Genomic DNA, 230 nt, shown 5'->3' on the forward strand with positions numbered 1-230 from the left:
GAGATCGGCGGGGTGCTGCGTTCCCCGGACCGGACGGTGCAGCGCCGGATCGGGGAAGCGCGGGAGATCGTGGAGTTCTATCCGGCGGCGTTGTCGGCGTGGGAGCACGGGTTCATCACCCGCGGCCACGTGACGGTGATCGTCGATGTGGGTCGTGTGGTTCCGGTGGATCGTCGGGCCGAGTTCGAGCGGGAGGCGATCGACCGCAGCCTGAACGACACCCCGAACCG

1 pseudogene is annotated in these 230 nt (G+C 69.1%); it reads left to right on the top strand.

Annotation, left to right across the window (positions count from 1 at the left end):
* A pseudogene (locus FJ657_RS16920) lies at window positions 1–230 on the top strand (HNH endonuclease); the annotation flags it as partial.

It is taken from the genome of Schumannella soli (assembly GCF_006517435.1).
Taxonomy (GTDB): domain Bacteria; phylum Actinomycetota; class Actinomycetes; order Actinomycetales; family Microbacteriaceae; genus Schumannella; species Schumannella soli.